Origin of the sequence: Bacillus sp. JJ1773 (assembly GCF_036962035.1) — a bacterium.
In the GTDB taxonomy this organism is placed as follows: domain Bacteria; phylum Bacillota; class Bacilli; order Bacillales; family Cytobacillaceae; genus Cytobacillus.
The window spans coordinates 68052-89675 of record NZ_JBALNX010000028.1; the positions used below are offsets into that span (position 1 = coordinate 68052).

Annotated in this window: 17 protein-coding genes; 8 read left to right on the plus strand and 9 right to left on the minus strand. The window is 37.7% G+C overall.

The window, feature by feature from the left end:
* Positions 1–28: 28 nt before the first annotated feature.
* The 8 genes from V7127_RS07330 to V7127_RS07365 form a co-directional block, all read right to left on the minus strand.
* Complete coding sequence (locus V7127_RS07330; protein ID WP_335346711.1) at positions 29–1336, minus strand: GntT/GntP/DsdX family permease; 1308 nt, start codon at positions 1334–1336, stop codon at positions 29–31.
* 435 nt (positions 1337–1771) lie between these two features.
* Positions 1772–2557: an SDR family oxidoreductase gene (locus V7127_RS07335; RefSeq protein WP_335484526.1), complete on the minus strand. Its 786-nt coding sequence runs from the start codon at positions 2555–2557 to the stop codon at positions 1772–1774.
* 118 nt (positions 2558–2675) lie between these two features.
* Positions 2676–2960 carry a hypothetical protein gene (locus V7127_RS07340; protein WP_335484528.1) on the minus strand — a complete coding sequence of 95 codons (285 nt, stop codon included), beginning with the start codon at positions 2958–2960 and terminating at the stop codon, positions 2676–2678.
* Positions 2961–2992: 32 nt separating this feature from the next.
* The gene (locus tag V7127_RS07345) at positions 2993–3412 is read right to left on the minus strand and encodes a hypothetical protein (protein WP_335484530.1); all 420 of its coding nucleotides are present in this window, start codon (positions 3410–3412) and stop codon (positions 2993–2995) included.
* Positions 3413–3565: 153 nt separating this feature from the next.
* Complete coding sequence (locus V7127_RS07350) at positions 3566–4693, minus strand: S1C family serine protease (RefSeq protein ID WP_335484532.1); 1128 nt, start codon at positions 4691–4693, stop codon at positions 3566–3568.
* Positions 4694–4705: 12 nt separating this feature from the next.
* On the minus strand, positions 4706–5947 hold the full coding sequence (locus V7127_RS07355; RefSeq protein ID WP_438823978.1) for a zinc-ribbon domain-containing protein: 1242 nt from the start codon (positions 5945–5947) through the stop codon (positions 4706–4708).
* Between the two features lie 337 nt (positions 5948–6284).
* Positions 6285–7553 carry a hypothetical protein gene (locus V7127_RS07360; protein WP_335346830.1) on the minus strand — a complete coding sequence of 423 codons (1269 nt, stop codon included), beginning with the start codon at positions 7551–7553 and terminating at the stop codon, positions 6285–6287.
* A gap of 1471 nt (positions 7554–9024) precedes the next feature.
* The gene (locus V7127_RS07365) at positions 9025–9570 is read right to left on the minus strand and encodes a helix-turn-helix domain-containing protein (RefSeq protein WP_335346831.1); all 546 of its coding nucleotides are present in this window, start codon (positions 9568–9570) and stop codon (positions 9025–9027) included.
* Positions 9571–9814: 244 nt separating this feature from the next.
* Between V7127_RS07365 and V7127_RS07370 the strand changes: the two genes are divergently transcribed.
* From V7127_RS07370 to V7127_RS07405, 8 genes are all read left to right on the plus strand, one after another.
* Complete coding sequence (locus V7127_RS07370; protein ID WP_335484535.1) at positions 9815–11536, plus strand: thiamine pyrophosphate-binding protein; 1722 nt, start codon at positions 9815–9817, stop codon at positions 11534–11536.
* A gap of 127 nt (positions 11537–11663) precedes the next feature.
* Positions 11664–12614 carry a nickel ABC transporter permease gene (nikB, locus tag V7127_RS07375; RefSeq protein ID WP_335484537.1) on the plus strand — a complete coding sequence of 317 codons (951 nt, stop codon included), beginning with the start codon at positions 11664–11666 and terminating at the stop codon, positions 12612–12614.
* Between the two features lie 15 nt (positions 12615–12629).
* Positions 12630–13529, plus strand: a complete 900-nt coding sequence (locus V7127_RS07380; RefSeq protein ID WP_335484574.1) for an ABC transporter permease — start codon at positions 12630–12632, stop codon at positions 13527–13529.
* A gap of 22 nt (positions 13530–13551) precedes the next feature.
* Positions 13552–14565 (plus strand): ABC transporter ATP-binding protein, encoded by a 1014-nt coding sequence (locus tag V7127_RS07385; protein ID WP_335484539.1) that lies wholly within the window; start codon positions 13552–13554, stop codon positions 14563–14565.
* Positions 14546–15541, plus strand: coding sequence for an ABC transporter ATP-binding protein (locus tag V7127_RS07390; protein WP_335348089.1), 996 nt, complete (start codon positions 14546–14548; stop codon positions 15539–15541). Before V7127_RS07385 ends, V7127_RS07390 begins: the two co-directional genes overlap by 20 nt.
* Before the next feature lie 26 nt (positions 15542–15567).
* The gene (locus V7127_RS07395) at positions 15568–16779 is read left to right on the plus strand and encodes a M20 metallopeptidase family protein (protein WP_335484541.1); all 1212 of its coding nucleotides are present in this window, start codon (positions 15568–15570) and stop codon (positions 16777–16779) included.
* A gap of 50 nt (positions 16780–16829) precedes the next feature.
* The gene (locus V7127_RS07400; RefSeq protein WP_335484544.1) at positions 16830–18398 is read left to right on the plus strand and encodes an ABC transporter substrate-binding protein; all 1569 of its coding nucleotides are present in this window, start codon (positions 16830–16832) and stop codon (positions 18396–18398) included.
* A 93-nt stretch (positions 18399–18491) separates the two neighbouring features.
* Complete coding sequence (locus V7127_RS07405) at positions 18492–19832, plus strand: hypothetical protein (protein ID WP_335484546.1); 1341 nt, start codon at positions 18492–18494, stop codon at positions 19830–19832.
* Positions 19833–20158: 326 nt separating this feature from the next.
* Here V7127_RS07405 and V7127_RS07410 read toward each other — a convergent pair whose 3' ends face one another.
* The gene (locus tag V7127_RS07410) at positions 20159–21550 is read right to left on the minus strand and encodes a YjiH family protein (RefSeq protein WP_335353426.1); all 1392 of its coding nucleotides are present in this window, start codon (positions 21548–21550) and stop codon (positions 20159–20161) included.
* Positions 21551–21624: the final 74 nt, after the last annotated feature.

Consider the following 21624-nt stretch of genomic DNA (forward strand, 5'->3'; position numbering starts at 1 on the left):
CTGGGCATGATATTTTAAAGCTTCTGTTCTATATGAATAGACTTCTCAATATGACGAATATTACAACAATTATAGTAACAATGATCCCAAATATCACTAGGCTTTTTAAATCTTTAGATCGAGCAATCCCCATTGCTCCTAGTGTATCTCCAATCGGATATAGAAACTCAGTCATCTGTGATCCAACGAGTAATACAAGAATCCAAATGCTTAATGGAATTCCAGCGTTAGCAAAAAGAGTTCCAAACATTTCATCTAGTACTAAAACTTGTGCCACAGCAGCCCCAGGAATTCCGGCAATTCCAGTAATAGTCGTCAATATAACAAGTGTTACATCTCCACCTTTTTCGATAAAAGGCATAAGCAGATTTTTTAACGATTCAAATCCACCTAATTCTTGGATGTAGAAAATAAATGGATGGAAGAGAACAAATTGGAAGAAAAGCCAAATAAGCGGTTTAGCTCCATCAAAGAAGGTTTCAGCAATTTCATTTGGAGATAATCTTCCAACCAATCCAGTAATAATCGCTGTTAAAACAATAACGACAATGGCAAAGGTAGATCCACCTTTAATAATGACACCATAAGTTATGAGACCAATTAAAGATATTAGGAAAGCCCAAGTTGCTTGATTGATAACTTTCGAATCTAAATCTCTTCCATCATCTTTTGAGTATTCAGCCACATCATCCGCTGAATAAGGATAAATGTGAATTGTTTTTTTATTAATCGCCCTAACATAAAAGAATGTAATAATCCACATGATGAGTGAAATAGGTAAACCAGCATACAATACTACTTGCAAATACGATAATCCTGTAACTTGCATTAAAGTTACCATAGGTGGCGTAAAAGGTCCTAGAAATAATCCTGTAACACCTGCACCGTGAAAAATGACAGCAACAGCACTAGATGATAAACCTGCTTTTGCAACAGTTGGAATAATAACCGGTGCTACTACTGCGTTGGCTCCAGCAAGTGTACCAAGGGATCCAGAGAGAAGAGTAGATGATGCCATTGTACCAATAATGGCCTTGTTAGGACTGTTAATACCGATTTTATTCATAACAAATTCTACAATCTTGTGTGCCACCCTCGTTTTCTCTGCAACTTTACCGAGACCAGCCCCTGCCATAATAATTAATCCTACATACGCCAGAAACGATCCTAATCCTTCCTGAGTTGTCTTTGCAATATCTATCATATTTGCTCCAGACAAGACAGCTCCTGCAATTGTTGCGATTAAAATCGCAACCACTGGATGCCACTTTCTAAAAACTAATACGACAAACAAAACCAAAGGAACTAAACCCCATAGCGTTGGTTCTGAAAACATAACAAACCCCCTAAAAGTTTTTTAATTTTAATTAGCGAAAACATTAGCGACAATGTCTCTAATTAATATAATAATAGATTTTTTTGAAAATTGTCAATGTTTTTTTGCGAATAATTTTCTGATAATGGTATTTTAAGAGGGAATTATGCCTTTAAAAGGAAAGCAGTGGGGAAAAGCGTGTTAAAACTGTAAAAGTTTATTCTAGCAAGGGGGCAGGATCATATTAAACAAACGATTAATCAATTATGCATTTCCTCTTGTGGGGCAAGGATTTTTGGAATTTAATTAAACGCTTGATTAATACCCTCTTTCCCTTGAGGACAAGCCCTTTCGGCGTTTAATCAAACGTTTGATTAGAACGGAAAACAAAAAGCACAGGGGTTCCTGTGCTTTTCACTGAACTTTGGAGCGAGGTACCTCGCCCCATAAATATATTTATATCGATTTAATCATCCCACCATCAACTAAAATGGAACTGCCGGTTACATAACTGCTTGCATCAGAAACTAAAAATACAACGACATTAGCAAATTCCTCTGGAGTTCCATATCGTTTTAAGGGAATGGTATTTTGGGCGTCTTCTTTAACTTGCTCTTGAGAAACGCCCCGTCGATCAGCATTCATTTTGTCGAGATGTGCAACACGATCTGTTGCAATTCTACCAGGGCTTACTGTATTAACTAATATGTTATAGGGAGCTAATTCTTCTGCCAATGTTTTAGCCAGTCCTACGATTCCTGTTCGAAAGGTATTCGAAAGAATAAGTCCAGGTATAGGTTGTTTTACAGAGGAAGAAGCAATATTAACAATTCGTCCACCCGTTTTTTTAAAATCAGGAAGAACTTCACGAATTATTCTAATATAACTCAACAGATTTAGCTCAAATGCGTTTTGCCAGTCTTTATCAGAGAGCATTTCAAATGTTCCTCCAGGAGGGCCGCCGGCATTATTAATTAAGATATCGATTTTACCAAAGACTTCCCTCGTTTTACGAACGAGTCGTGTAATGTCTTCAACCTTTGTAATATCAGCTGGAAAATATAAAACTTTCCCCTTTCCTAGGGCCTCTAATTCATTTTTAACAGCAGCTAACTTTTCAGCATCTCTACTCGTTAGCATGACATGTGCCCCTTCTTTTACAAGTTTCTCCGCTATCGCTTTTCCTAATCCCTGACTGGAAGCGATAACAAGTGCCACCTTATTGTTCAAATTAAGTTCCAAATCTACCGCCTTCTCTTTCTATAAGAAATTCCCCTATCAAGGGGTGTGTTAACCCAATGTCCATTACGTGGCCAATTGTGGCTACGCTGCCCTCACTGTATCATGTGGGACTTTTTCATTAATGCAGATCTTTTTCCACCTGTATCTTCGTGTTCTTCGTTTGAAATACCTTCTGAAAACATGGCCAAATCCCAACTAAAAAAAAGATCACTCCTGCAAAAAATGAGATAAATATCCAGAATTTCATCCCAAAGCCAATTAATTGATGAGCACCTTCAAAATAGGTGACCTTCGGGGTATTGATATAGGAAGACATGATAGCGGCAGTAATATGTTTAGAAGCATATAAAAAAGCGGAAATGGCTATGAAAAAGCAGCCGACAGCGGTAAATCCCTTATTCATCTCATCACCTCTTTATCTTTTTCCGCCAGACGTTATTTATATAACTCCTTATAGGCGATTACTTTCAATGCCATGATTTCTTCTTCCGTTAATTTCCCCTGGATTTCCTGTAGGACTTCTTCTTTTGAAACTGACCCATTCTGCACTTGCACCCTAATATCATTAAGTTCAGAAATACCAACCTTTTGAATCAAAACTTTTGTGGCCTCTTCCTTTGTTTTAAAAGGCAATTTGCTGGTGTCAGCTGTTTCGGCCTCTTCGATAAATGATTGTAGCTCAGGATCGCTTTCAATTGCTTTCTTTATTTCCTCGATTTCCCCACTGTTCTCAAGTTCAGAGGAAATAGTCTCCACAAGTTTATCCGAAGCCATTTTAGTACCAAAATGATAAACGCCATAACCTATGGCCCCTAGAAAAATCACCGTTATGATTAAAAACTTTAATATTCGCATTCCTTCACTCTCCTTATGAAAAAAAGATACCCCTCACTTTGAGGCACCAATTATAATTCTAAACAAAAGCCACTTTGCTACGAAAGTGACTTTTGTTCCTATTATACATTTATATTGAGTAAAACTGGTGAAAAGTGGTGAGCCTAGCAACTGTCAGTTAATCCGCTCTGCCTTCCCCGATATGATCTTCAACTGGTCATTTTCATACGAAACCTCGTATGTTGCTTTATATTTACTCAAGTTGGTGGAACCATTATTTCGTTCTTTTGCAGAAATTATGACAACAACAGATGCTTTGTCTTCTGAGCTTGTAACTGTTAAATCATCAATCGTGACGGATAAAGTATTTAAATAACCGCTTCGAAACTTTTCATAAGACAGATTTGTCTGCCATGAGCTGCCTAATAGTGAGTATGCCGTTACGTAATCACCGTAGTTTAAGCTTTCATAAAAATATTTAATAAGATAGCTAGAATAATCCTCTACAGAAAATTCATTTTCATGCGCATATCCTTCCATCCCTGTCGCTACCTCGGGAATGTTTACCATTGGAGAGTTAGACCAGCCTTCTATTATATGAAGAATACTGACAATAGGAATACTGAAACCAATTGCACCTTTTTCAATTCCTGCAGAATTAATGCCCAGAACCTCACCTGTTTTGCTATCAACTAATGGTCCTCCACTATTGCCATGTGTAATGGGAGCCGAAATTTGGTATACGTCTTCATAGTGATATGGATCTAAATCTAAGTCACGGTCAACTCCGCTAATAATACCCGTTGTTACAGTATTTTGCAGACCTAATGGACTTCCTAATGCAAGAACTTCATCCCCAATTTCCCCTTTTCGGTCTTTCGCGATTTTCAGTGGACTTGTCCCTTCAAGGCCATGAACCCGGACTACCGCAACATCCGTCTCTTGACTAATGCCAATAACAGTTCCCGAAAATTCCCTCGCATCAGAAGTCATAACGGTCACTTCCTTTGCATTTGCTACGACATGGGCATTTGTCACGACATCACCTCTATTATTATAGAGAAAACCAGATCCCAATGATCCGTCTGCTAATTTAATTTTTACAACTAATTTCTGTGCGTTATGGATAATTTCCTTAAGATCAGTGGAAACCTTCTCTTCCTCTGTTGTTTTAGCATCAACGATAAACGCTGATGGGTCTGTAAGTTTTTTCGGTATAGAATCTTTTATGTAAAAAAAGACAAATATTCCTGCTCCCCATACAAGAATTGTCGAAATTAAGCTTATCATCCATTTTTTCACTTCGTCACCTTCTTAATTGAGATACCACGTAATATTGTCAATTTCAACATTTACATTCTGACCAACACCATAATAAATATTATCAAAATAACCTAATTCTCCAGGTTCTAAATAGTAAGGATAAACGGATGTATATCCACTCGATAGAAATCCACCATTCTCATTATAAATTGTATAGTAAATGGTAATAGAACTAATACTGGTTGTTGCGACATTTTTAACGTTTCCAATTATATAAAGATCTCCATACTCATCTGTTTCTGCAGAAAAATCAGAAACAGAAACAGCAGCGGTACGATTTTGCAAATCTTCCTTTGCCGCAGCCTCCATTGCTTTTTCGATTCTCTGTTGCTCTGCCTGTTCAAAAGCAAGCTTATCTTGCTCTACACGGTTCTTCAACCCTAATAACTTTTCATCATTGACGGCAAATTGAAGGCCTTTATCGATCGTTGTAAAGGCGCTAGAAAATTGTTTATTAGCCAATTCATTTTCTGCCTGATCACTGCTTATTTTAACAATCTTTTTTAATATTTCTTGTTTCACAACTCTTGCCTCATTTTCGGGTAAGGTTGCCAGAACCGAAAGCTTTCCTCCTAAATCATTCACCGTTGCTAACTCATTGATTTCTTTCTTAATCGTGCCAATGGTGATTTTCGTTTGACTCTCCTCTATCTTTTGATGAAAATGCTCAAACAAAGGCGCCTTTTCTCCATTTACCTGTTCCTTTAAACGAGCTAGCTCCTTTGAAGCAGCCTCATATTGCGTATGCCCCATCTTTTCACTTATTTTACTAAGCTCTTGTTCATAGCCTAGTGCTTTTTCAATCACTTCTTTAGAATCGTGTAATGCTATATAATCTGGGCGTTTTAATTGGGCCTTTACCAATTGCTTCAATGCCTTATCAAAATCATTCTTTATAGCCAATTCTTCAGCTGATTCTTTTAATTTTAAAACCTCTCTATTTATCTCCAATTCTTGAAAATAGAAAAAAGCAAGTCCAGAACCAACTAAAACAATGCTTAAGATCGGAGCAATAATGGGTATCAACTTAATCATAGGATGCCTATTCGGTTGCTGCAGATTTTCAGACCTAGTTAATACCTCTTCCTCGTTTTGGGTTTGTGTTTCAGGCTCCTCCAATTCAACCTTAATCTCATCTTCGACACGTGCTTGAACCTCAGAACCACAGCCTGAACAAAAACGAGAGCCTTCCATAAGCTTCTCCCCACATTGATGGCAGTACAATATAACCACACCTTTTAAAGTTTATATAGGTGTATATTACCATAAGATACAAAATGTGTATCTACGAGTCTGAAATAAAGTGAATTCAATAGGGGTCAGAATTATTGAAGAATAGTAAATTATTTAAGTGGGCTATAATAGGTAAAAATCTTAAATGGTCCTTTCATAGTTGCCGTTTGAATGTGAAAGAAGCATCGATGAGAATGATGAAGTGGATTCTTTTAAAGATGACCCCTTATTTAGGGAGTCCTCACCTGCTGATCCATTTCGCTAACCCCATATGGATGGCAAAAAAATGTGTACACATCCTTTAACAGAGTGTACACATTTTTAATGAAGGATAGCATTAATTATTCAAAAGTGTAATGCTGACTTCCTTATGAGCTTCCGCTGCTTTAGTAGTAAAGACAACATCCGCAGAACCCTCTGCATTTGTGACATCCCATCCTGCTAAACCACTAAATTCAGCGGCGATTTTCGCAGCGATGGTTGCAGGAGTGTCAGCTTTTACTAGGTTAATAGTCTTGGTTACATCAGTAGTTCCATCAGAGAAAGAAACATCAAGTGCTCCATCTTTTTGGACAGTTCCTTGGACAGTTAATGTGTTGACTTGGTTCACACCCGGGTGTGGTGCTGAGCCGTCTTGTAAGTCAGTTTGGTCTTCAGGAATGTTTGGATGTCCAGTATGTGTGTATGAAATAGTAATCTTCACATTATAATCCTTTTTCTCTTTTGAAGTGAAAATTACTTTTGAGCCTTCATTTTTAATTTCCCATACAGACTTAAATTTGACCCAAGTCGCTATTCTGCTCTCATCGATACTGTTTACAAGGTTCTTGGCTAATCGTTCGCCATCAAACCTGTTCTGCTCAGGTGGGAGGTAATCGTAAATCGTTTGGATAATAATCGCATTTACACCGTCATTATCATTAAATCTGAAATTCCATCCAGAGTTGCCGCCAGTTGGTTTACCTTCACCAAAGTCAAATACGACAATTTCGGATTTCCCCTCGTTAGCAGCCTCCCCTTTAACCGTATCCTCTAAACTACCTTGAATCTCATTAGGATTCCCAGGATCTGTTGGTCCACCAGTCTCTTCTCCATCCACTTGTGTTGCCACAACCTCCAATTTGATATTTCCTGTTTTCCCTTGGAAGTCAATGTCGTTATCACCGTGTGGCCAGTCAATATAGATTTTGAAACTTTCTGTGTCATAATCAGGTTTAAAAGCTGATGAGTAATCCATTTCAACCCATCGACCATCCAGTTCTCTTTGCATAGAAATGGCAATCGGTGAACCCCCGCCTTCAGGGAATAAGTCCCCACTTGGAGTTAAATTCACCTTGTATTCTACCGGAACTTCCGTATTGTTCTTATTGATTTTGAAGCTGTAGGCCTCAATCGTTTTCATCCCTGGGTAAAGCTTGCCGTCTAAATTAAACTCGCCGTTTCCAATGGTTGTCCCATCTGCATTCACAGCATCTACCTCAAAGCTGGCAGCTGTAGCGGTATTACTGTCGCTAGTGAAGCTTTTGGAAAAATAGGCCACGGTTCCCATAATGGCAATGGCCACAAACAATACAGCAAAAAGACTAAGACTAATCTTCTTCTTCAAGAGTACTTCCCCCTATTAAGTTACTTTTTTGGATACGTTCAATCCTATTTGAATAGCTCCCTTCTCCCCCCTTATTAAGAGACCTCTTTATGTTCTTTTTGAAGCGAAACGAACCTAGTTTTATTTTCCTTATTAAGAACAATACAATTAATTATAGTTCTTAATAACGAATTGTACAAGTGTTTAAAGTTGCATTGTTCTTAATAAGGAACAAATTGAAGGTTTTAAACATTTTTTCCTATATACTTAATTTTAAAAATTGTAGAGATATCCGATTAATTTTCTCTTTTTTATTAGCGATGGCACACATTCGTTAGAACAAACGTAATAGCAAAGCCTGTCCAGTAAAAAGGTTTTTTTGGACAGGTTTAGATGAATTGATTAGTAATACTTTTTCGAGTGATGCGCTAGTATTTGATCCGAAAATTACAAACCATGCTGTCGATGCAGCAGGGAGACATCTTCGGTCCGCGAGGCTAAGAACAGTTCTTATTCTCTAGGAACCATTCCTTGGTGAAATTCATCAGGTTCGCAAATAAATGAGGTGGTTTCGCAAACAAACTGAGTCGTTTCGCAAAAAAACTCTCAAGTTTCGCAAATAAATTAGATTACTCCGGAAAAAAAGGCGCATGGATTGTAGTAATCACAAATCATTTGGTTATTAATGAACGTACATAAAAAGAATCCATAGTTGTTAGGTTTCGGTTTTTCCAAGAAGGATTTTCTCTTTACGACATCTGCTATTATGATTACTCTTTTCAGGAGACTTTTATCAGTTGTTAGGGATTTTTGCGGCACTGAAAGAAGAAGTATTAGCTCGGGGATATTTTATAGCAATTCTTCAATGGGAACCATATGCGAACATACATATTAAACAAACGTTTGATTAATTCTGCATTTTCCCTTGTAGGACAAGCTTTTTCGGCGTTTAATCAAACGTTTGATTAGCTAAAGTTTTGCTTTTTTATCGGAAAACAGAAAGCACAGGGGGTTCCTGTGTTATTGCAACGACCTTAGTAGGCACCTATTATAATACTAAACAAAAGTCACTTTGCAATGAAAGTGACTTTTGTTCCCATTATACAGTTATATTAGGTAAAACCAGTGAAAAAGTGATGAACCTAACTACTGTCAGTTAATCCGCTCTGCCTTCCCTGATATGTTCTTCAACTAGTCATTTTCATACGAAACCTCGTATGTTGCTTTATATTTGCTCAAGTTGGTGGAACCATTATTTCGTTCTTTTGCAGAAATTATGACAGATTTGATTGCCATGGCGGAAGAGAAACCCGCTAACTTGCCTTAACTGTAAGCTCAGGAGACAAAGCATCTATTGTTAACGATCTCCATGAACGGTCATGGAGCGTACTTGATATCACCTTCTCTATACATTCCCCCAAAAAATTCTCATTCTTGCTACTTCCACTATTAGTTAGAAAATCCACAATGCCTAAACTAAGTTCTCAGCTTTTTACATCTTATTCAAAGATGAAAAAACATAAATGAGTCTTACAACCTGATTGGTTTTGTTGAACCAAGTATGCGGGGTTGTTGAGTCCATGTGAAAGCTATCCCCTGGTTCTAGTTCATATTCATCTTCTCCATGAACTAATGTAAGATTTCCTTCTAATACATAGACAAACTCCTGTCCTCCATGGGTCGATGAGGTTACCTTCGGATTATTCGGAAGTAAAACGACTAGCATTGGCTCGAATAAAGGTGTTGGCAATCCATTTGATAGACTTTGATAAATAAAGTTTGACTGATTTAAAGTGAGGTCTCCCTTAGATTTCTTTCGTACAAAACTTGGCGGCTCGGGTTCAGGAAAAAAGTAACTTCTACTAACTTCTAGTGCTTCGGAAATTTTAGATAAGGATTGAAGAGTAATGGAGGACTTGGAATTTTCCACCTGAGATAAAAAGCTTGTAGAAAGACCTGATTTAACAGCCAAATCCTTTAACGTTAATCCTTTTTTATATCGTAAATCTTTAAGCAGTTTTCCAATATTCTTCTCCATACAAAACTCCTTTTATATCGAAATGTAATAATGATCCTTTTATCTTATTTTACTTGTATAATACCATATTCTCCAAAAATGTCATTTAATTTTTTAAAAGACAGTAACAAAAATTAAGTGGCACTGAATTTTTTTTATAAATATTTAATAAAATTGTTGACTACTTAATATTTTTATTATAAATTCTATCTTAAAGATAAAACATTCAATAAAATCTGAATATTTTAACGGAGGGATTGTTTACATGAGAGCAGCAGATGCTATCGTAAAAATTTTAATCGCTAATGATGTGGAAGTAATATTTGGGGTGCCTGGCGATACAAGTATGACTTTTCATAACGCAATAGAGGCCCATAGTGACCAGATTAAATATATCCAATGTAGAGATGAACGACATGCTACTTATATGGCCGACACATATGCACGGGTATCTGGAAAACCAGGTGTGGTTGACGTTCCGAGTGGTGGCGGCGTTTTATACGCGACTCCTGGAATTAGTGAAGCAAATTCATCATCCGTTCCCATTATTTGTTTCTCCTCTGACATTTCAATGAGCAGTGAAGAAACCGGGGCACTAACAGAGCTAAAGCAAGTCGAGCTTCTTCAATCCATTACAAAATGGAATACGAAAATAAAACTTGCTTCAAAAATTCCACATATGTTAAGAAAAGCCTTTAGAATGGCTACTGGAGGAAGACCAGGAGCTGTGCATATTTCTGTCCCTGAAGATGTTCATGAGGAGCATTATGATTATACGGATGAGGAGCTTTATGCATCCTTTCATAAGCCCTTTAAGAGTTCACCTAACAGAGAAGATGTCGAAAAGGTATATAAATTATTAACTCAATCTTCACGTCCTGTCATTATTGCTGGCGGCGGTGTCCATCTTTCAGCTGCATACGAGGAATTGGAAAGCCTTGCAAGTGACTTCACCATTCCTGTCGGTACATCTATAAATGGTAAAGGAAGTATAGCTGAGAATTTACCGCAAGCAATTGGTGTAATTGGAGTTAACGGCGGAACGGATGAAACAAACAGCATTATCAAAAACGCTGATTTTGTCCTTGTTCTAGGTTCAAAGCTTAACAATGTAACAACAGTGGCTAAAAGCATTTTCAGTCATTCCCCTGTTGTCGTTCAAGTAGACATCAGTGAAGAAATATTGGATCAAAACATTCGAACAAATGTAGCTATTATGTCAGATATAAAGGCATTTCTAAACCATTTAAATTTACTAATGAATAATAGAAATAAAGACTTTTCAAATTCTTTAACAGAATGGAATAAATTTTATCAAAATGTATTAAATGAGAAGTTTAGTAGAGTAGCAAAAGAGGTGCAAGAGGAAACGAAACTGGTCAATCCAGCAAAAATAATTGACCTATTAAATAAACATACAAATGAAAACGCTCTATTTGTTATTGATGCTGGAACTCAAAATCCATATATGGCTTCAGATTATGTCACTAAAAAATCAGGCAGGAGAACAGTTTTTGACCGTGGTCATGGAAATTTAGGCTACGCTTTATCAGCTGCAATAGGCGCACAAGTGGCAAGCCCACAATCAAAAGTATTCTCTATGTTTGGTGATGGAAGTTTCGCCATGTCTGTTGGTGAACTAGAAACTGCAAGCAGATTAGGGTTGCCAGTTGTCTTTCTTCTCTTCCAAAACAATAGTTACGGATGGATCAAAAAATTACACCAGCTTTATTATGATGAGCGCTATATCGGAGTTGATTTTAGTCAAATTAATGGGGCAAAAATTGCAGAGGGCTTTAATATTAGAAGCTTAAGAATTGATTCGAACGAAAAGCTCGAAGAAGGATTAAAGTGGGCAATCGACCAGCAAGGACCTGTGTTTTTGGATATATTAATTGAACCGATTACGGATATTGTCCCGCCAGTGACAAATTGGAGAGAAGACAGCAAGCTTGATCCTTCCAAAAGAGAGGCACTTACTTACTAATCTCGTTATGGTCCTTTACTAGATGGACAGGGCCTCCTGGACATACTATGTAAAGGACTTTTACTTCATTATTATCTATACCAGGAATGTTTAACTGATGATTAAAAAACAAGGGGGTTAAACTTATATGATTTATTACATATTAAAGCGAATGTTTTCTCTCATCCCCGTCCTATTCGTGATTTCAGTAGTGATCTTCATGGTTATTCACTTAACACCTGGTGACCCTGCTTCTATCATGCTAGGAGAAGAAGCAACAGAAGATCAAATTAAGGAAATGCGTGAAGAACTTGGTCTTAATGCTCCTTTAATTCAGCAATATGCGGACTGGGTTATCAATGTTTTTAAAGGTGATTTAGGTACATCCTACTTTATGAAAGAGCCGGTAACAAGCGCTATCTTAAGCCATCTTGGACCAACCCTTTCACTTGCTATCTTAGGTCAAGTTGTGGCGCTGGTAATAGCCATCCCTGCTGGAATAATTGCAGCTAATCGAAGAGGATCCCTTACAGACCAGTCCTTAATGGGCTTTTCATTACTAGGAATGTCGGTTCCTAGTTTTCTGCTTGGATTATTTTTAATCTTAGTCGTTGGCGTTAAGCTGCAATGGCTGCCTATTGCAGGATATCAACCCTTAAGTTCTGGACTGTGGAACAGTTTGCAATACCTTATTTTACCTGCCATCGCATTGGGAGCCATTCAAGCAGCACTCATTGCTCGGATGACAAGGACATCAATGCTAGAAGTTCTAAATTCAAATTATATTAAAACAGCTCGAGCAAAAGGTGTAAAAGAACATATTATCGTGTACAGACATGCATTACGGAATGCATTTCTTCCAATTTTGACTGTAATTGGCCAGACATTTGGAACCTTAGTAGCTGGGGCAGTTGTTACCGAAACTATCTTTAACATCCCTGGTATTGGGCAAATGATCATAAATTCTATTGAAAGGCGCGATTATACAGTCATTCAGGGAGTTGTCTTATTTATTACCATTTCCTATGTTGTCATTAACTTAATTGTAGATTTGTTATATGCCTATATTGATCCCCGTGTCCGATTAGAGCGCAAGTAGGAAAGGAGTTTTGCTATTGTGGAAATTGAAAGCGTTATAGAACACTCTACTGTCAAACACAAGCTCAAAAAGCAACAAAGACAACTATTTATGCAGCGACTTCTATCGAACAAACAAATACTTACCGGAGGCATTTTATTACTCGTTTTAATCATAATAACGCTCTTTGGTCCACTGCTAGTTCCATATAGCCCTTATCAAATGGAAGTGATGGACCGCTTAAAATCTCCTAATGGATTGCATCTTCTAGGAACGGATGAATTCGGCCGTGATTTATTAACCCGTATTATTTACGGAGGGAGAATCACAATTGGTGTTGGCCTCTCGGTAGCATTAATATCTTCAGTCCTAGGTTTAATTGTTGGATTATATGCAAGCTACTATCGAGCTTTAGATCAAATTCTAATGAGAATCTGTGATGGATTAATGGCTATTCCGGCAATTTTATTGGCCATTGCCTTAATGGCGGCATTAGGTCCAAATACTATGAACGTTATTATTGCTCTAAGTATCGTTTTTACTCCATATATTGCACGTGTCATTCGTTCATCTGCCTTAGTCGTTCGTGAACAAACTTATATAGAAGCAATGAGAGCACAAGGGGCAAGTAACTTGAGAATCATCTGGCGTCATATTATGCCAAATACCATCTCTCCTCTCGTGATTCAAGCAACATTTATTTTTGCCGAAGCTATTATAATCGAAGCTGCTCTAAGCTTTTTAGGTGCTGGCGTCCCTGCTCCAGAGCCTAGTTGGGGAAGTATTTTACATGATGGAAAAACAGTAATATTTAATGCGTGGTGGATGACCGTTTTCCCTGGAATCACCATCGTCATGTCGGTTCTTGGATTAAATTTACTAGGTGACGGTCTCAGAGATTTAATTGATCCTCACACAAATCATGCAAAAAAATAACGATTCATAAGGGGTGATCAATATGTCAGACGAACAGCATCTATTACATGTACAAGATCTTAAAACCCACTTTCATACAGAACGCGGGCGGGTCACTGCCGTTGATGGAGTCTCCTTTCATGTAAAGCAAGGAGAAATAGTAGGTGTAGTTGGAGAATCCGGGTGCGGGAAGAGTGTTACCTCTCAGTCAATATTAAGATTATTTGATGAAAAAAACACCGTTCAATATGATGGTACGATCAATTTTAAAGGTAAAAATCTATTAAACTTGTCAAAGTCAGAAATGCAGGAGATACGCGGAAATGATATAGCCATGATCTTTCAAGATCCGCTTAGTTCATTAAACCCTGTCTATACGATCGGATTCCAAATTGCAGAGGCCATCCTTTTACATCAAAAAGTGACAAAGAAAGAGGCCTATGAAAAAGCAGTCGAAATGCTGAGATTGACTGGTATCCCCTCTCCAGAGAAACGAGTTAATGAATATCCTCACCAATTATCAGGAGGAATGCAGCAACGGGCCATGATCGCAATCGCCCTATCATGCCAGCCGCAATTATTAATTGCTGATGAACCTACTACAGCTCTTGATGTAACGATCCAAGCACAAATATTGGATCTTATTGTGAAATTAAATCGTGAGCTGCAAATGGGAGTTATCTTTATCACCCATGATTTAGGAGTAGTTTCAGAAATTTGTACAAGGGTGGTTGTGATGTACCTTGGGCAAATAGTGGAAGAAGCAGATACAGTAAGTCTTTTTGAAAATCCGCTTCATCCATATACAAGAGGTTTAATTAAATCTATTCCTCATCTAGATAGTGATCGTTCAAAGGACCTGCATGTAATTAAGGGTACAGTTCCTGCTTTAGATAACATTCCAAAAGGCTGCCGGTTCGCCCCTCGCTGCCCGCATGCCGATGCATTATGCAATGAAAACATGCCTGAGCTTACCTCTTTTCAAGGTTCCCAAAAAGTAAGATGCTGGCATGCAGATCAAATTATGGAGGGAAGTTATGTTAGTACAGGAACATGAAAATAAAACACCGCTTCTAGATATCCAAGGACTGAAAAAATATTACCCTGTTAAAGGATCATTAAAGAGTTTCGGAAAGGCAAAAGAACATATCAAAGCAGTAAACGATGTCTCCTTTCAACTATATGAAGGTGAGACTTACGGAATGGTAGGAGAATCTGGCTGCGGGAAAAGTACAACCGGAAGAACGATTTTAAGATTACTAGAACCAACCGTGGGAAAAGCCATTTATAAGAACCAAGATATTTTCCAGCTTGATAGTAGAAAGCTGCGCGACTTGCGCCAAGAAATGCAAATGGTCTTTCAAGATCCTTATTCATCTTTAAATCCAAGAATTAGAATTGGACACATCCTCGAAGAACCGCTAGCGATTCATTCAATTGGAAATAAAAAGGACCGTACCGAAATGGTTATGAACATCCTGGAAAAGGTAGGATTACGCGAAGATCAATACTATCGGTATCCACATGAATTCTCAGGCGGACAACGTCAGCGTATTGGGTTAGCAAGAGCCCTTATTATTAATCCGAAAATCGTCATTCTAGACGAGCCGGTTTCTGCACTTGATGTGTCTATTCAATCACAAATTATTAATTTATTAAAAGAACTACAAAGAGATTTAAAGCTCACCTATATCTTTATTTCGCATGATATCAGTGTTGTTCGGCATATTTGTGACCGAATCGGTGTTATGTACCTGGGCAAAATCATGGAAGAAGCACCAACGGATCAGCTTTTTGCTAATTCAAAACATCCCTATACCCAAGCTTTATTATCTGCTGTACCACAGTCTAATCCAAAATATAAGAAAGAAAGAATCATATTAAAAGGAGATATCCCCTCTCCTCTATCTCCGCCCTCGGGATGTGTTTTTCATACACGCTGCCCTTTTGTGAAAGATATTTGTAAACATCAGGAACCAATTAAAAAGGAAATTGGCGACCGTCATTTTGTTGCTTGCCACCTCCATTCCTAAAAATAATAATCTTGGGAGAGGATTAAATGGATATAAACAAGCTTTATACAGAGTTGGAATCGATATACCCAACATTAGTTGACATACGGCGTGATCTGCACAAACACCCAGAACTCTCATTTCAAGAAGTCCGCACACCAAAATTAATTGCAGACTACCTAACAGATTTAGGATTAGAAGTGAGGACAAATGTTGGAGGAAGAGGAGTTGTCGGTCTCTTAAGAGGAAAGCATAAGGGAAAAACAGTGGCCCTTCGCGCTGATTTCGATGCTCTTCCCATCCAAGATGAGAAAAATGTCAGTTATAAATCCCAAGTGCCTGGAGTTATGCATGCATGTGGCCATGATGGTCATACGGCAACCTTATTAGGAGTGGCAACGGTTTTAGCTAAATTCCGTGAAGAATTAGCAGGAAATGTCGTTTTTATTCACCAATTTGCAGAGGAATTAGTACCTGGTGGAGCTAAAGCGATGATTGAGGATGATTGCTTAAAAGGGGTCGATGTAATCTTTGGCACACATCTTCAAGGAGCTTTGCCATTCGGAAAGGTTTATTATCGCGAGGGCTACGCAATGGCAGCCTCTGATTTCTTTGAAATAAAAATATTTGGGAAGGGCGGGCATGGTGCCTCCCCTCATCTAACAGTAGACCCTTTAGTAACGGCAAGTCAAATCGTCCTAAATCTTCAGCAGATTATTAGCCGCCGAGTAGATCCAGTAAAGCCTGCTGTACTGACTGTTGGTAAATTACATTCTGGTACAGCCATGAATGTGATACCTGAAACGGCTGAAATGTCTGGAACAGTAAGATCCTTCGACCCTGAAACTAGAGATTTAATAGAGATGGATATAAAGAATATCGCAAATGCCGCTTGCCTTCAGAGCAGAGCAACTTGTGAAATTTCTTATATTCGCGGCTATGATGCCGTTTGGAATCATCCAAAGGAAACACAGTTTATTCGAAATATCGCAGTTGAGGTTGTTGGGACAGAAAATGTGATGGAACGGGATTTAGCTATGGGCAGTGAGGATTTTGCTTATTATCTTAAAGAAGTACCTGGTACCTATTTCTTTGTAGGTGCAAGTTTAAGTGATTCAGCAAAGGTTTTCCCACACCACCACCCGCGTTTTGACTTTGACGAAAAAGCCATGCTAACGGCAGCAAAAATATTAGTAACTTCTGTTATTAAGTTTAATGAGGAAACTAACAACCAGATTAATAATCCAATAGAGATTTAAACTTTTACAGTTTTATAAAATTAAAAACAATTATTAAAGGGGGCTATTAAATGTTTAGAGCAAAGAATTGGATGCTAGCCATGATCATGCTAGTCGTTTTCATGTTAATTGGGTGCAGTTCGGAAAAGACAAGTGAAACGAATAATGGAGATTCAAAAGCAGGCGGGCAACTAAAGGTTGCATTGGTTACACAGCCGCCAACACTAGACCAGCCAACAACAACAGCTACAGTTAGTCGTGATACATCAAGAGTTATGTTTGAAACTCTTTTAACAACGAACTCAGAGTACAAAGCCGTTCCTATGCTAGCTGAATCAGTTGAACCAAGCGAAGATAATAAATCCTTTACCTTCCATTTAAGAAAAGGCGTTAAATTTCATAATGGAAAAGAAATGAAAGCAGAGGATGTTGTAGCATCCATGAACCGCTGGATGGAGAAATCATCGATAACAGGAAAAATTTTCGATGGTGCTGTGTTTGAAGCAAAGGATGATTATACGGTTACACTGGAGTTAGCCCAGTCTTCCCCGCTTGCTTTAGATACGATGGCCTCTGCCAAGATGGCTGCTGCTATTATGCCAAAAGAAATTGTAGAATCTGCCACTACTGAAGGAGTTTCTGAATACATCGGAACAGGCCCATATAAATTTGTTGAATGGAAACAGGATCAGTATATTCATTTCACAAAATTTGAAGAATATTCCCCATCAGAATCAAAGTCTGATGGATTAGCAGGAAAGAAAGAAGCATTGGTGGACGATCTTTACTTCTATATCGTACCAGATGCCTCCACAAGAATGGCTGGACTACGTTCAGGTCAATATGATTTTGTCTATACAGTTCCTTTTGACAACTACACGCAATTAAAAAATGAAAAGAATCTTTATCCTGTTTTTGATACTTATGGGGAAATGCTAATGATTTATAATGAAAACCAAGGTTTATCAGCAAATGTAAAAATGCGTCAAGCTATAAATGCAGCCCTTGATATTGACAAAATTATGCTCGCATCCTTTGCGGATGAAGATTTATACTGGCTGCACCCAGGGTATATGACGAATGTTGTAAGTAATTGGCATAGTGAATCTGGCAAAGATTTCTATAATCAAAAAGATACAGAAAAGGCAAAGAAATTATTAGGTGAAGCTGGATATAACAATGAGGAATTCAGAATTATGACAACTCGTGATTATCCTCAATTCTATAATGCAGCTGTTGTTATACAAGATCAATTAAAAGCAATTGGGATGAATGTAAAATTAGAGTTTTATGATTGGGCAACACTCTTAGATAAACAAAATAATCCTGGGGATTGGGATGCCGTTGTCACAGGATCCTCTACTGTAACAACCCCATCGCAGCTTGTGTCTTTAAGCCCTTCTTTTGCTGGCGGGATGCACGACCCTAAGATTACGGAACTGCTGCAAACTTTAGAAACCTCTACAAGCCAAGAGGAAGCAAAAAAGATTTGGGATCAATTACAACAATATGCATGGGAAAATCACGTTCCTGTAACGATTTTAGGCGGGTACAATAATTTATACGGAGCAGCCGATAAGGTAAAGGGAATTTCAACTCTGTCAGGACCTATTTATTGGAATACATCAGTGGAAAATTAATCAATAAAAAGGGTTAATCATATGGATGTAACAATCTATATGGTTAACCTAATTTTTTTAATACTATGAAGTATTATGTAAGGAGTTATAAAATTGATTAAATTAGGTAATTTACTAACTTTATCCTTACTACTACTATTTGTAATTTCAAATTTTGCAGCGGTTCCCCAACTAGACTTTGTAATTGGAGGTTTGACCCTCTTAGTTATTCTTGTTTGCCTTCCTTATTGTACAAAGCTAAATAAGATTATTGGCGGAGTAATGATCAGTATTAGTTTTTTTATTATCATTATTAATCAATACACCTTAACAGAGATGACAATAGCCATTTCTAAGAACTTGCCACTTATGAGTTTAATTGTTTTGGTACCTATATTATCAATCCCTATCATACTTGGGAACTACCAAAGAAACATAATGGATTTAGCTGTAAAGTTTGCTAAGAAGCCACAACAAATTTACTTTTTTATTTCTGCCTCATTTTTCTTTTTAGCGCCAATCATTAATGTAGGTTCCATTTTCATTATTCATTCAATGGTAAAAGAACTGAAGCTTCCTACATCTCTTTTAGGCAAAGTATATATGAGAGGTTTTATACCCGCATGTATGTGGGCACCCTACTTTGCATCTGTTTTACTAATTGTAAATTATTACAACATTCAAATACATGAATACTTGCATTTTGGCCTTTTCCTAGGAATCTTACAATTAGTCATATCAAACCTACTTTTTTCGTTAAGGGAAAGAAAAACAGTAAGTTGGCACACCCAAAAAGGAAAAGAATTCATTAATCTTAGAAAACCATATGAACTATTAATTGTCATCACCCTGCTAACTGTCTCCATCGGTCTTTTGGAGTTCTTTAGCTCCTTAAATATTATCCTTATGGTGACTTTTACCGTTATCTTGTTTTCTGTTATCTGGTCAGCATATTTAAAAAAGCAGAAGGATTTTTTACGAGAATCAAAAAAATTTCTATTAAAAATCTTCCCTGATAGAGCAAATGAAATTGTGTTATTCTTAACAGCTGGCTTTTTTGGCTCTATTGCCTCAACTACTTCTGTTGGTAATAATCTAAATATTTTATGGGTGAGCATCGCAGATTACTCCATATTACTTATGATTTTCTTTACAATAGCATTTGTTTCACTATTCTCCTTCTTAGGCATACATCAAATCGTGATGATCAGCATAATCCTTGCAAGTGTTTCAAATGAGGCAATTGGAATCAATAATATCATTATGGCACTAACCCTACTCAGTTCTTGGGCTGTAGGCTCAACCATCTCAAGTGTCTCCCCACCAAATATTGTGATATCCAATTTATTGAGGGTTAGTATTTTTGACCTTGTTTTAAAGTGGAATCTATTATATGCAATTATTGTGGCTTGTGTACATTCATTGGTTATTTATTGTATTTACCTAATGGGTTGAGAATATCCAACTTCCAAACTCGCACTATAAACCTTCCATGGCTTCCATTTGCGAAGCCTTCTTATTTAAACACTCGTTATGAACCTTTTTCTTTTCCACCCGATTAATGTCTTCCCCAAAAGCTATTGCATAGAGGTTTAAAAAGAAACAACTCCGCATAGAGACCCATTCTCTCCACGGAGTTATAATAGAGGCAATTTTTCTATCTCCTTTTGTTTAACACTATCCAATTCCAAAGCAGGAATACTATTAACAAGTTGACTGGGATACACCCTTACCCCATTAACCCACTTGCTTCCATACAGTCCCCCCACTGTGACCATGTTCTAAAACAACAGGTAGGCAATCGGGGTAGCAATGATTAGGGTTAATACCGCCCTCTGGAACCAAATAATTACCAAATCTCTTGTTCGAATCGGAATGGACGTTGACCATATAACGGGAATGACTTCTGAAAAGAATAATATTCCCGATACAAACAATATACTGATGACAAACTTTGTAACCATTGAAGCCTGAGCTACTATTGCAAGTGAAAGCATTGGTGTACTAGCAAATCCAACAAATGCCGCTTTGGCAGCGAGTAGAGGTTCTGGTAGAAGCATGGTGAATGGATATAGCAAAAATCCTAAAATATCAAAAACGGGGGTATACTCGACAAGAACTAAGCCTAGAAGTCCAATTGACATGATGGAAGGAAGGACCGCCATTGTAATAAGTAACCCGGCTAAAAGGTTATCCCAGCAATTTTTAAAAAACCCAGGAGTTTTTTCAACAGCCTCCATTGCTGTGTCCCAGGCGGTCTTTATATATTGGCCCTTGGCTATGACGTTCCTCTCAGTTGGTACGGTTTCAGTAATGTATTCATTTTTCATCTTACTTAATGGCCAAATCCTTGCCGTAATAGCTGTGACAAGGAAGGTTATGATCAATGTTAACCAAAAGAACAAATTCCACATATGCATGAGTCCAAGAATATCTAAACCCACAACCATAATTGGTACAGAGACGGCCGAAAAGCCTGTTACTATAATTGCAGCTTCTTTTATAGTGTATTTTCCTTGACTAAAAACCCGGTCGGTAATAATTATACCCATTGAAGGACTACCGACAAAGGAGGCTACAGCGTCAATAGCCGAACGCCCTGGTGTTTTCCAAATCGGCCGCATAACCCTTTCAAGCAATACACCAAAGAACTCTAGTAATCCATAGCCCGCTAATAATGCCAGGAAGACTGATCCGATTGGAAGCACAACACTTAACGGCTTTACAAGGACATTGAATAAAAATGGACCTATTCCTTCAGCAAGTATCCAATTCGGTCCAATATTAAAAATGACCATTACAGTTGTAATTAATCCCAGAACTTTAAAAATCGAGAATATCGTGGTGGTGGTATTTTTATTCCAAGTTTTCGAATAAAAAGGATGCACAGCTCCTAAAATGACTAAAACTAAAACATAATAAGGAAGACTTGCACCTAAACTGACCTCAACCCACTTAGAAACGTGACTAAGAGCAATTGATGACTTCCCATTAACAGTGACAGGGATAAAAAACATAAAAACACCTATCATACTGAATACGAGAAATTTGAATATGTTTTGCTTACTATTTGATTGAGGAAGATTACTGATAGAAGCTTCTACATTTAACGATGAATTTTGATTATTCATCCCATTCCCCACTTTCTTTTCGTAATGGCCTCTTGTATCCATACTTTGCGCTGCTTTTAAGTTACCCCTCCCTTCTACTAAAAGTATATTTGGTTAGAATTTTCAAAAATAGCAAA

Excerpts from the sequence above, each read along its gene's own strand:
- V7127_RS07330 (WP_335346711.1), bottom strand. The coding sequence starts at position 1,336 with ATGTTTTCAGAACCAACGCTATGGGGTTTAGTTCCTTTGGTTTTGTTT.
- V7127_RS07340 (WP_335484528.1), bottom strand. The coding sequence starts at position 2,960 with ATGAATAAGGGATTTACCGCTGTCGGCTGCTTTTTCATAGCCATTTCC.
- V7127_RS07345 (WP_335484530.1), bottom strand. The coding sequence starts at position 3,412 with ATGCGAATATTAAAGTTTTTAATCATAACGGTGATTTTTCTAGGGGCC.
- V7127_RS07365 (WP_335346831.1), bottom strand. The coding sequence starts at position 9,570 with ATGGAGAAGAATATTGGAAAACTGCTTAAAGATTTACGATATAAAAAA.
- V7127_RS07370 (WP_335484535.1), top strand. The coding sequence starts at position 9,815 with ATGAGAGCAGCAGATGCTATCGTAAAAATTTTAATCGCTAATGATGTG.
- nikB (WP_335484537.1), top strand. The coding sequence starts at position 11,664 with ATGATTTATTACATATTAAAGCGAATGTTTTCTCTCATCCCCGTCCTA.
- V7127_RS07385 (WP_335484539.1), top strand. The coding sequence starts at position 13,552 with ATGTCAGACGAACAGCATCTATTACATGTACAAGATCTTAAAACCCAC.
- V7127_RS07390 (WP_335348089.1), top strand. The coding sequence starts at position 14,546 with ATGTTAGTACAGGAACATGAAAATAAAACACCGCTTCTAGATATCCAA.
- V7127_RS07395 (WP_335484541.1), top strand. The coding sequence starts at position 15,568 with ATGGATATAAACAAGCTTTATACAGAGTTGGAATCGATATACCCAACA.
- V7127_RS07400 (WP_335484544.1), top strand. The coding sequence starts at position 16,830 with ATGTTTAGAGCAAAGAATTGGATGCTAGCCATGATCATGCTAGTCGTT.
- V7127_RS07410 (WP_335353426.1), bottom strand. The coding sequence starts at position 21,550 with ATGGATACAAGAGGCCATTACGAAAAGAAAGTGGGGAATGGGATGAAT.